This window comes from Leclercia sp. Marseille-Q4284, from assembly GCF_916618945.1.
GTDB classification, from domain to species: domain Bacteria; phylum Pseudomonadota; class Gammaproteobacteria; order Enterobacterales; family Enterobacteriaceae; genus Enterobacter; species Enterobacter tamurae.
This window is the reverse complement of the sequence record NZ_CAKAKG010000002.1, coordinates 78,327-90,500: the sequence shown is the minus strand read 5'-3', so window position 1 is coordinate 90,500 and position 12,174 is coordinate 78,327. Positions and strand designations below refer to the sequence as shown.

General features: G+C 55.9%; 6 protein-coding genes. 4 read left to right on the top strand and 2 right to left on the bottom strand.

The genetic code is table 11. The features are described from left to right. Positions 1–112: 112 nt before the first annotated feature. The 3 genes from aceE (at position 113) to lpdA (ending at position 6,256) form a co-directional block, all read left to right on the top strand. Positions 113–2,776, top strand: coding sequence for a pyruvate dehydrogenase (acetyl-transferring), homodimeric type (gene aceE / locus LG383_RS15190; protein ID WP_225759570.1), 2,664 nt, complete (start codon positions 113–115; stop codon positions 2,774–2,776). A gap of 14 nt (positions 2,777–2,790) precedes the next feature. Next, complete coding sequence (gene aceF / locus LG383_RS15185) at positions 2,791–4,656, top strand: pyruvate dehydrogenase complex dihydrolipoyllysine-residue acetyltransferase (protein ID WP_225759569.1); 1,866 nt, start codon at positions 2,791–2,793, stop codon at positions 4,654–4,656. A 175-nt stretch (positions 4,657–4,831) separates the two neighbouring features. Continuing rightward, positions 4,832–6,256 (top strand): dihydrolipoyl dehydrogenase, encoded by a 1,425-nt coding sequence (gene lpdA / locus LG383_RS15180; protein ID WP_106994262.1) that lies wholly within the window; start codon positions 4,832–4,834, stop codon positions 6,254–6,256. 58 nt (positions 6,257–6,314) lie between these two features. Here lpdA and LG383_RS15175 read toward each other — a convergent pair whose 3' ends face one another. Together LG383_RS15175 and LG383_RS15170 are read right to left on the bottom strand one after the other, a co-directional pair. Then, the gene (locus LG383_RS15175; RefSeq protein WP_225759568.1) at positions 6,315–7,109 is read right to left on the bottom strand and encodes a DUF2950 family protein; all 795 of its coding nucleotides are present in this window, start codon (positions 7,107–7,109) and stop codon (positions 6,315–6,317) included. Positions 7,110–7,120: 11 nt separating this feature from the next. Continuing rightward, positions 7,121–8,614, bottom strand: coding sequence for a DUF3300 domain-containing protein (locus LG383_RS15170; RefSeq protein ID WP_225759567.1), 1,494 nt, complete (start codon positions 8,612–8,614; stop codon positions 7,121–7,123). 888 nt (positions 8,615–9,502) lie between these two features. Between LG383_RS15170 and acnB the strand changes: the two genes are divergently transcribed. Next, complete coding sequence (gene acnB / locus LG383_RS15165) at positions 9,503–12,100, top strand: bifunctional aconitate hydratase 2/2-methylisocitrate dehydratase (RefSeq protein WP_225759566.1); 2,598 nt, start codon at positions 9,503–9,505, stop codon at positions 12,098–12,100. Positions 12,101–12,174 lie beyond the last annotated feature (74 nt).

The window sequence follows — 12,174 nt, the reverse complement described above, 5'->3', positions numbered from 1 at the left end:
TTTTAGAGCGCGGCAACTAAACGCAGAACCTGTCTTATTGTGTTTTCTGACGAAAATACAATGGGACAGGTTCCAGACAAATCAACGTATTAGATAGATAAGGAATACCCCCATGTCAGAACGTCTCCAAAATGACGTGGATCCGATCGAAACTCGCGACTGGCAACAGGCGATCGAATCGGTCATCCGTGAAGAAGGTGTTGAGCGCGCTCAGTATCTGATTGAACAGATGCTTTCTGAAGCCCGCAAAGGTGGCGTGAAAGTAGCTGCAGGTGCAGGGGCTAACAACTACGTAAACACGATTGCCGTCGAAGACGAACCGGAATACCCGGGCAATCTGGATCTGGAACGCCGCATCCGTTCTGCAATTCGCTGGAACGCCATCATGACCGTTCTGCGCGCGTCCAAAAAAGATCTGGAGCTGGGCGGCCACATGGCTTCCTTCCAGTCTTCTGCAACCGTTTATGAAGTGTGCTTCAACCACTTCTTCCGCGCGCGCACCGAGAAAGACGGCGGCGACCTGGTGTACTTCCAGGGCCACATCTCTCCGGGCGTGTACGCACGTGCGTTCCTGGAAGGTCGTCTGACTGAAGAGCAGATGAACAACTTCCGTCAGGAAGTTCACGGTAAAGGCCTCTCTTCTTATCCGCACCCGAAACTGATGCCAGAATTCTGGCAGTTCCCGACCGTATCCATGGGTCTGGGTCCAATCGGTGCGATCTACCAGGCTAAGTTCCTGAAATATCTGGAACACCGTGGTCTGAAAGATACCTCCCAGCAGACCGTTTACGCCTTCCTGGGCGACGGCGAGATGGATGAGCCAGAATCTAAAGGTGCGATCACCATCGCTACCCGTGAGAAGCTGGACAACCTGTGCTTCATCATCAACTGTAACCTGCAGCGTCTGGATGGTCCGGTAACCGGTAACGGCAAGATCATCAACGAACTGGAAGGCATCTTCGCAGGTGCTGGCTGGAACGTGATTAAAGTCATGTGGGGCGGTCGTTGGGATGAGCTGCTGCGTAAAGACACCAGCGGTAAACTGCTCCAGCTGATGCAGGAAACCGTTGACGGCGACTACCAGACCTTCAAATCCAAAGACGGTGCCTACGTACGTGAGCACTTCTTCGGTAAATACCCTGAGACTGCAGCCCTGGTTGCTGACTGGACTGACGATCAGATCTGGGCCCTGAACCGTGGTGGTCACGATCCGAAGAAAGTCTACGCTGCACTGAAAAAAGCGCAGGACACCAAAGGCAAAGCAACTGTAATCCTGGCTCATACCGTTAAAGGTTATGGCATGGGTGATACTGCCGAAGGTAAAAACATCGCGCACCAGGTGAAGAAAATGAACATGGACGGCGTGCGTTATATCCGCGACCGTTTCAACGTTCCAGTGACCGACGAGCAGGTTGAAAACCTCTCCTACATCACCTTCCCGGAAGGTTCTGAAGAGCACACCTATCTGCACGCGCAGCGTCAGAAACTGAACGGCTACCTGCCGTCCCGTCAGGTGAACTTCACTGAGAAACTGGAACTGCCAGCGCTGGAAGACTTCTCTCAGCTGCTGGAAGAGCAGAACAAAGAGATCTCCACCACTATCGCCTTCGTGCGTGCCCTGAACGTGATGCTGAAGAACAAGTCGATCAAAGATCGTCTGGTTCCAATCATCGCTGACGAAGCGCGTACCTTTGGTATGGAAGGTCTGTTCCGTCAGATCGGTATCTACAGCCCGAACGGTCAGCAGTACACCCCGCAGGACCGCGAGCAGGTTGCATACTATAAAGAAGACGAGAAAGGCCAGATTCTGCAGGAAGGTATTAACGAGCTGGGCGCAGGCGCATCCTGGCTGGCTGCTGCGACCTCTTACAGCACCAACAACCTGCCGATGATCCCGTTCTACATCTACTACTCCATGTTCGGTTTCCAGCGTATCGGTGACCTGTGCTGGCAGGCTGGCGACCAACAGGCTCGCGGCTTCCTGGTAGGTGGTACTTCCGGTCGTACGACCCTGAACGGTGAAGGTCTGCAGCACGAAGATGGTCACAGCCACATTCAGTCTCTGACTATCCCTAACTGTATCTCTTACGACCCATCTTACGCGTACGAAGTGGCAGTCATCATGCATGATGGCCTGACCCGTATGTACGGTGAAGCGCAAGAGAACATTTACTACTACATCACCACTCTGAACGAAAACTACCACATGCCGGCGATGCCGGAAGGTGCCGAGGAAGGTATCCGTAAAGGTATCTACAAACTCGAAACCGTTGCAGGTAGCAAAGGTAAAGTTCAGCTGCTGGGCTCCGGCTCTATCCTGCGTCACGTTCGTGAAGCAGCGCAGATCCTGGCGAACGACTACGGCGTAGGTTCTGACGTTTACAGCGTGACCTCCTTCACCGAACTGGCACGTGATGGCCAGGATTGTGAGCGCTGGAACATGCTACACCCGCTGGAAACTCCACGCGTTCCGTACATCGCTCAGGTGATGAACGACGCGCCAGCGGTCGCTTCTACTGACTATATGAAACTGTTCGCTGAGCAGGTTCGTACTTACGTACCAGCTGATGATTATCGCGTTCTGGGTACTGACGGCTTCGGTCGTTCTGACAGCCGCGAAAACCTGCGTCACCACTTCGAAGTTGATGCTTCTTACGTGGTTGTAGCAGCACTGGGCGAACTGGCTAAACGTGGCGAAATCGATAAGAAAGTGGTTGCAGACGCAATTACCAAATTCAACATCGATGCAGAAAAAGTTAACCCGCGTCTGGCGTAAGAGGTAAAAGAATAATGGCTATCGAAATCAATGTACCGGACATCGGGGCTGATGAAGTTGAAATCACCGAGATCCTGGTCAAAGTGGGCGACAAAGTTGAAGCTGAACAGTCGCTGATCACCGTAGAAGGCGACAAAGCCTCTATGGAAGTCCCGTCTCCTCAGGCTGGCATCGTTAAAGAGATCAAAGTCTCTGTTGGCGATAAAACCGAGACTGGCAAACTGATCATGATTTTCGATTCCGCCGACGGTGCAGCAGCTGCTGCACCTGCGCAGGAAGAGAAGAAAGAAGCCGCTCCGGCCGCCGCTGCTCCAGCAGCTGCCGCGGCAGCGAAAGAAGTGAACGTGCCTGACATCGGCGGTGACGAAGTTGAAGTTACCGAGATCCTGGTCAAAGTGGGCGACACCGTTGCCGCTGAACAGTCGCTGATCACCGTAGAAGGCGACAAAGCCTCTATGGAAGTCCCGGCGCCGTTCGCAGGTACCGTTAAAGAGATCAAGATCAACACCGGTGACAAAGTGTCTACCGGCTCCCTGATCATGGTCTTCGAAGTGGCAGGTGCAGCACCTGCTGCCGCGCCAGCTCAGGCTGCTGCTCCGGCACAGGCTGCTGCTCCAGCTGCGGCTGGCGGTGCGAAAGACGTTAACGTCCCGGACATCGGTGGCGACGAAGTTGAAGTGACTGAAGTGATGGTTAAAGTGGGCGACAAAGTTGCTGCTGAACAGTCACTGATCACCGTTGAAGGCGACAAGGCTTCTATGGAAGTCCCTGCACCGTTCGCCGGTACCGTTAAAGAGATCAAAATCAGCACCGGCGACAAAGTGTCTACCGGCTCTCTGATCATGGTCTTCGAAGTGGAAGGCGCTGCGCCTGCTGCTGCACCGGCTCAGGCAGCTAAACCTGCCGCTGCCCCTGCTGCGAAAGCAGAAGGCAAATCTGAGTTCGCTGAAAATGACGCTTACGTTCACGCTACTCCGCTGATTCGTCGCCTGGCGCGCGAATTCGGTGTGAACCTGGCCAAAGTGAAAGGCACCGGTCGTAAAGGCCGTATCCTGCGCGAAGACGTTCAGGCTTACGTGAAAGACGCGGTTAAGCGTGCTGAAGCGGCACCTGCTGCTGCCACCGGTGGCGGTATCCCGGGCATGCTGCCATGGCCGAAAGTCGACTTCAGCAAGTTTGGTGAAATCGAAGAAGTGGAACTGGGCCGTATCCAGAAGATCTCTGGTGCTAACCTGAGCCGTAACTGGGTGATGATCCCGCACGTTACCCACTTCGACAAAACTGATATCACCGATCTGGAAGCGTTCCGTAAACAGCAGAACGCCGAAGCTGAGAAGCGTAAACTGGACGTGAAATTCACCCCGGTTGTCTTCATCATGAAAGCCGTTGCCGCTGCTCTGGAGCAGATGCCACGTTTCAACAGCTCCCTGTCCGAAGATGGTCAGAAGCTGACGCTGAAGAAATACATCAACATCGGTGTTGCGGTTGATACGCCAAATGGTCTGGTTGTTCCGGTCTTCAAAGACGTGAACAAGAAGAGCATTACTGAGCTGTCCCGCGAACTGACCGTGATCTCCAAGAAAGCGCGTGATGGTAAGCTGACTGCTGGCGAAATGCAGGGCGGTTGCTTCACCATCTCCAGCATCGGCGGCCTGGGTACTACCCACTTCGCGCCGATTGTTAACGCGCCGGAAGTGGCGATCCTCGGTGTCTCCAAGTCTGCGATGGAGCCAGTGTGGAACGGGAAAGAGTTTATGCCGCGTCTGATGATGCCGATTTCTCTCTCCTTCGACCACCGCGTGATTGACGGTGCTGATGGTGCCCGCTTCATTACCATCATCAACAACACCCTGAGCGACATTCGCCGCCTGGTGATGTAATCGAAAAGCCGGCCTGACGGCCGGCTTTTTTCTGGTAATCTCATGCAGTTGGTGAGCTTACTGGCGAAAGCAAAAATTCGTGAGCCGTTTGTTGTTTCAAAATTGTTAACAATTTTGTAAAATACGAGCGGATAGAACGACCCGGTGGACGACGGGTATAAATTAAGAGGTCATGATGAGCACAGAAATCAAAACTCAGGTCGTAGTACTTGGGGCAGGCCCGGCAGGTTATTCCGCAGCATTCCGTGCCGCGGATTTAGGTCTGGAAACCGTCATCGTAGAACGTTACAACACCCTCGGTGGTGTTTGTCTGAACGTCGGCTGTATCCCTTCTAAAGCGCTGCTGCACGTTGCAAAAGTTATCGAAGAAGCCAAAGCGCTGGCCGATCACGGTATCGTCTTCGGCGAGCCGAAAACCGATATCGACAAGATTCGTACCTGGAAAGAGAAAGTTATCACTCAACTGACCGGTGGTCTGGCTGGTATGGCCAAAGGCCGTAAAGTGAAAGTGGTCAACGGTCTGGGTAAATTTACCGGGGCAAATACCCTGGAAGTGGAAGGCGAAAACGGCAAAACCGTGATCAACTTCGACAACGCGATCATCGCGGCGGGCTCCCGTCCGATCGAACTGCCGTTCATTCCTCATGAAGATCCACGCGTATGGGACTCCACCGATGCGCTGGAACTGAAAGAAGTACCAAAACGCCTGCTGGTTATGGGTGGCGGTATCATCGGTCTGGAAATGGGCACCGTGTACCATGCGCTGGGTTCAGAGATTGACGTGGTTGAAATGTTCGACCAGGTTATCCCGGCTGCGGACAAAGACATCGTTAAAGTCTTCACCAAACGCATCAGCAAGAAGTTCAACCTGATGCTGGAAACCAAAGTGACTGCCGTTGAAGCGAAAGAAGACGGTATTTACGTTTCCATGGAAGGCAAAAAAGCCCCTGCAGAAGCGCAGCGTTACGACGCCGTGCTGGTGGCGATCGGCCGTGTGCCGAACGGTAAAAACCTCAATGCAGGTGCAGCGGGCGTGGAAGTTGACGACCGTGGCTTCATCCGCGTTGACAAGCAGCTGCGCACCAACGTGCCGCACATCTTTGCTATCGGCGATATCGTCGGTCAGCCAATGCTGGCACACAAAGGTGTTCACGAAGGTCACGTTGCCGCAGAAGTTATCGCCGGCATGAAGCACTACTTCGATCCGAAAGTAATCCCATCTATCGCCTACACTGAGCCAGAAGTTGCCTGGGTTGGTCTGACCGAGAAAGAAGCGAAAGAGAAAGGCATTAGCTACGAAACCGCCACCTTCCCGTGGGCTGCTTCTGGCCGTGCTATCGCTTCTGATTGCGCAGATGGCGTAACCAAACTGATCTTCGACAAAGAGACTCACCGTGTGATCGGTGGTGCGATTGTCGGCACCAACGGCGGCGAGCTGCTGGGTGAGATCGGTCTGGCGATCGAAATGGGCTGTGACGCTGAAGACATCGCGCTGACCATCCACGCTCACCCGACTCTGCACGAGTCTGTTGGCCTGGCGGCAGAAGTGTTTGAAGGCAGCATCACCGACCTGCCAAACGCGAAAGCGAAGAAGAAGTAATTTTCTTCCGGCAATAAAAAAGCGGCTCATGAGCCGCTTTTTTTTATCCTGCAAAACCCTACTGCGCCACAAGTTGCCAGCGATCGCCCGGGTTAAACGCCGCCAGCGCTTTGGCTTCTTCCGCCGACGCCTCACCCAGATTGGCCTGCCACACCCGGTCATCCCCGTTGATCATAAAGCTCATCACCCCGGTTTCACCGTAACTCACTGGCCAGGCAATCATCGCAAAGCCTGATTTGCTGTCCGGCAGGATGCGGAAGTGGTAGCCGTGGTAGCCCTGACCCGGCTCTTTCGGGCTGAAGGCCGGGCCGAGCGGGCTGGGGGCTTCACCGGGTTTCACCGGCCAGTAGAGACCATCTTTTTTACCCTCGCTGCTGACAATTTTCTGCGCATACTGGCTGGTGAGGGCGTAATAGCTCTCCTGCGCATCGACGTAGGCGTGCAGCGCCTCGATGGCGGCCAGCTCGTTGCGACCCACTTCACGGTTGAGGATCTCCTCTTTGGCCTCCTGCATGTCGAACTGCCACCCCTCGGCGCGTTTCACCACCGGGATCGGCAGCTGCCAGTGGTACTCCCCCACGGTGAGCCAGGCCATGTCGCCGTCGATCACCGTATGATGGTTCACCTGCCAGTCACGCTTAAAACGATCCACCGCTTCCGGGTCAACGCCGTCGGCCGGTAAGAAGGTGCGCCAGTCTTCGCCGAGCAGGTTGACCAGTTCCTTGTCGTTCTGCTCGTTGATGGCTTTCGCCAGCGCATCGGTCGCCTGTTCGGGCGTGCTGAAATGTTGTTGGGCAAAGACGCCGGTCGATACCATGAACAACATCATTCCGCTGAGTAATTTACTTTTCATTGTCCTCTCCCTTAACGATGACGAAATTCACGGTGTTCACCGCCGCCCCGGCGTTCAGACATCTGGGCTCTGCCACCGCTGCGCTGTTCCGGGGTACGGGCCGACTGCTGACGGCTCTGCATCCCACGCTGCTGTTGGGCCTGCCAGCTGGCCGAGCGGCTGTCGTTGCCGCTGAGGGCGTTGGCCCGCTGATGCGTTTGCGTGGTGCGCTGCCGGGTCTGCTCAGTGCGCTGCTGCGGTTGTGCCTTACGGGCAGTTTCCTGACGGGTCGCGCTGCGTTGGGCGTTATTTTCCCGTTTGGTGGCTTTCGGGCGCTCGTTGTCGTATCCCCGGTAGTTATTGCGCTGGGAGAGCTGGTTCAACTGCTGGCTTGCCGCCTGGCGCTGGGCGTCGCGGTTGACGGTCCCTGGCGGCGTTGTGGGGCTGGTGTTAGCGGTCCGGCGCACCGCGGTGTTGTTCTGCGGGTAGCGGGTATTTAACTGGCTGGTGGCGTAGGGTACGCCCCCGCGATACGCCGGATTATGCTGCCAGCCGCGGTTAGCATCCAGTCGTTCACCGCTGATCTTATTGAAGTTATCCACGTTGATATTGATGTTGTTATCACCGTTACGCGAATAGCCGCCGTGGTGAGCCCCGTTATGATGGTCATGATCCCAGTCATCATCGTCATCCCAGTCGATATTGCTGAAGATGGCATAGGTTGTGGCCACCCCGAGACTGAAGCCCAGCCCTTTCACCAGGCTGTCGGTGAACTGCTCCCCCGGAGGCGGCGGCAGATAGACCGGCGGATAACTGGTGTTAGGCCAGGTACCATAAACCGTGCTGGGGTTATAGGTTGGGACATACACCACCTGCGGATCGGCGGATTCAATTTTGATCACCGTTGGGGCAGGAGCTGATGTTGAGGTTGAAGTCGAGGCTTTTGGCGGTTCGGTTTTCGCCACCGTGGTCACCGTCTGCTGCGGCGTAGACTGCAGCGCGCCGGTTTGCTGCGCCAGCAGGCGCAAGCGCTGGACGGAGTCCATCACATCCTTCGGCTGGGCGAGAAACGCATCCCCGAGATTCTGCACCCACGGCGGGTTTTCCCCCATCAGCGACATCAGCTGCGGGAAGGCGACCAGCGATTTTACGCTCGGATCCCAGGGCTGCCCCGCGACCGCCTGAACCGCCGCATCTCCCTGTATCTTCGGATTGTCCCGCGACCACTGGGCTGCCTGAATCACGTTTGCCGGATAGGTGGCGGCCATCAACACTTGCGACAGCAGTGCGTCCGGGTAAAGGGCAATCGGAGCGACCCACTGATCGATTTGCGCTGCGGTGTAGGCCACCGGCAGCTGGGGCACAGCCACCGGGGCGGTTTGAGTTACCGGAGCGGGCTGCAAGGTTGGCGGAGGCTGAGTGATGGTTTCCGGTGCGCGGCTATTCACGTAGACAACGCCAGATGCGGCTAACAGCCCGGCGCTACACAGGAGAGCAATCAGATGTGGCTTAAGGGGCAACTTCATAGTAAGACTCCGACGAGAGCGAGGCCGTAAGGCGTTTACGTTGCCGCGAGTATATGCACCCGGGTATTACTTTTTTGACTTAAACAGGGAACCGTGCCGACCGGCCGGAGAAAGAGTGTGAGCATTTATTACACAGATTATATCCGATGACGCAAAATCCGTTGGGGTTTCAAATGGCCGCTCTTGCGAGCGGCCAGCAGCTAGTTGCCGAGGTTAATGACAAACAGCACTGTGATGTCGGATATGCTCCAGCCACCGTGCAGTGCCGTCAGCAGTAAACCGATCACAATGATCAGCGTATAGAATCGCATCTCCATTGCGAGCGTTCCTTTGCAGGCTACGCGGGTTCATTCTTCACCGGGAAAGGCAGAACCAGGCAAATTGGAGTTTGCCGCGTAGGTTATGGAACTGCTCCCGGGCCCGGTGACTGGTTGCTACACCAGCGAAGCAGGCCGGAGAAAAGAGTAGGGCATTAAGGAACCACGTAGAAGAGAATTAATGCGTTTACATGAGCTTTCATTCAGAACAGGAAAGCGCTGCGCAAAATTCAAAAAGCCACTTGCACACCGCCGAATTGCGGAGCAAAATCTCTTTCGTTGGGGTTTGCCGCAAATCTGCCAATCCGGTGTGCTACCACCGCAAGGCAACAAAATAACCGCTTTAGAGCGGTTTTTTTGTGCCCAAAATTCTTCCCGCCTCGCCGCTATACCATGCTTAACGATTCAGCAAACGATTTAATGTTGCTTTTTTGTAAACGGATTAACACTGTCTGAAAATCCTGCTATGCTGCCCGACGCGGTATCGGGCATTTACCCTACAAACTGCTGTCTCACAGGAGCGTGAAGAGAACGCCGGCCGCATATGACAATGAGAGCGAGGAGAACCGTCGTGCTAGAAGAATACCGTAAGCACGTAGCAGAACGTGCCGCCGAGGGGATTGTACCGAAACCCTTAGATGCTACCCAGATGGCTGGGCTCGTCGAGCTGCTGAAGAATCCGCCAAAAGGCGAAGAAGAATTCCTGTTAGATCTGTTGATCAACCGTGTACCGCCAGGCGTCGATGAAGCCGCCTACGTTAAAGCCGGTTTCCTTGCTGCGATTGCCAAAGGCGAAGCAACCTCCCCACTGGTTACCCCTGAAAAAGCGATTGAACTGCTCGGCACCATGCAGGGTGGTTATAACATTCATCCGCTGATTGATGCGCTGGACAGCGCCACGCTGGCACCGATTGCCGCTAAAGCCCTGTCCCATACGCTGCTGATGTTCGACAACTTCTACGACGTAGAAGAGAAAGCGAAAGCGGGCAATGGCTACGCGAAGCAGGTTATGCAGGCCTGGGCTGATGCCGAATGGTTCCTGAGCCGTCCTGCGCTGGCGGAAAAAATGACCGTCACCGTCTTCAAGGTGACCGGCGAAACCAACACCGATGATCTGTCTCCGGCGCCGGATGCCTGGTCACGCCCGGATATCCCACTGCACGCCCTGGCGATGCTGAAAAACGCCCGCGAAGGCATTGAGCCGGATCAGCCTGGTGCCGTCGGCCCGATCAAGCAGATCGAAGCCCTGCAACAGAAAGGTTTCCCGCTGGCTTACGTTGGTGACGTGGTCGGTACCGGTTCTTCCCGTAAATCCGCCACCAACTCCGTGCTGTGGTTTATGGGCGATGACATTCCACATGTGCCGAACAAGCGCGGCGGTGGTCTGTGCCTCGGCGGCAAAATTGCCCCTATCTTCTTCAACACCATGGAAGATGCCGGCGCTCTGCCAATTGAAGTGGACGTGAACAACCTGAACATGGGCGACGTGATTGACGTCTACCCGTTCAAAGGTGAAGTGCGTAACCACGAAACTAACGAACTGCTGGCGACCTTCGAGCTGAAAACCGACGTGCTGATCGACGAAGTGCGCGCCGGTGGCCGTATCCCGCTGATCATCGGTCGTGGCCTGACCACCAAAGCGCGTGAAGCGCTGGGTCTGCCGCACAGCGACGTATTCCGTCAGGCGAAAGACGTCGCCGAAAGCAACCGTGGTTACTCTCTGGCGCAGAAAATGGTTGGTCGCGCTTGCGGCGTAGCCGGTATCCGTCCGGGTGCCTACTGCGAGCCGAAGATGACCTCCGTGGGCTCTCAGGACACCACCGGTCCTATGACCCGTGACGAACTGAAAGACCTGGCGTGCCTGGGCTTCTCCTCTGACCTGGTGATGCAGTCCTTCTGTCACACCGCGGCCTATCCGAAGCCGGTTGACGTCACTACCCACCACACCCTGCCAGACTTCATCATGAACCGTGGCGGTGTCTCTCTGCGTCCGGGCGATGGCGTAATCCACTCCTGGCTGAACCGCATGCTGCTGCCGGATACCGTCGGTACCGGTGGTGACTCTCACACCCGTTTCCCGATTGGGATCTCCTTCCCGGCGGGTTCTGGTCTGGTGGCCTTTGCCGCTGCGACCGGCGTGATGCCGCTGGACATGCCGGAATCTGTTCTGGTGCGTTTCAAAGGCAAAATGCAGCCGGGTATCACCCTGCGTGACCTCGTGCATGCGATCCCGCTGTACGCGATCAAACAGGGCCTGCTGACCGTTGAGAAGAAAGGTAAGAAGAACATCTTCTCTGGCCGCATCCTCGAGATCGAAGGTCTGCCGGATCTGAAAGTGGAGCAGGCGTTTGAACTGACCGATGCCTCCGCTGAGCGTTCCGCTGCCGGCTGTACCATCAAGCTGAACCAGGCACCAATCGAAGAGTACCTGACCTCCAACATCGTGCTGCTGAAGTGGATGATTGCTGAAGGTTACGGCGACCGTCGTACTCTGGAGCGTCGTATTCAGGGCATGGAGAAATGGCTGGCGGATCCACAGCTGCTCGAAGCCGATGCTGACGCAGAATACGCGGCAGTGATCGACATCGATCTGGCCGACATCAAAGAGCCAATCCTGTGTGCGCCGAACGATCCGGACGACGCGCGTCTGCTCTCTGACGTGCAGGGCGACAAGATTGACGAAGTGTTCATCGGCTCCTGCATGACCAACATCGGTCACTTCCGCGCTGCCGGTAAACTGCTGGATACCCACAAAGGCCAGCTGCCGACCCGTCTGTGGGTGGCACCGCCAACCCGTATGGACGCGGCGCAGCTGACGGAAGAGGGTTACTACAGCATCTTTGGTAAGAGCGGGGCGCGTATCGAAATCCCTGGCTGTTCCCTGTGTATGGGTAACCAGGCGCGCGTGGCTGACGGTGCGACGGTGGTCTCCACCTCAACCCGTAACTTCCCGAACCGTTTAGGTACCGGTGCAAACGTCTACCTGGCCTCTGCGGAGCTGGCGGCGGTTGCAGCGCTGATTGGCAAACTGCCAACCCCGGAAGAGTACCAGACCTTTGTGGCGCAGGTAGATAAGACCGCGGTGGATACCTATCGCTATCTGAACTTCGACCAGCTCTCTCAGTACACCGAGAAGGCTGACGGGGTTATCTTCCAGACGGCGGTATAAACACCCTGAGTCGCCCGGTGGCGCTACGCTTACCGGGCCTACAAAACCCATCGCAACCGCGGTGGGTTTTTTAT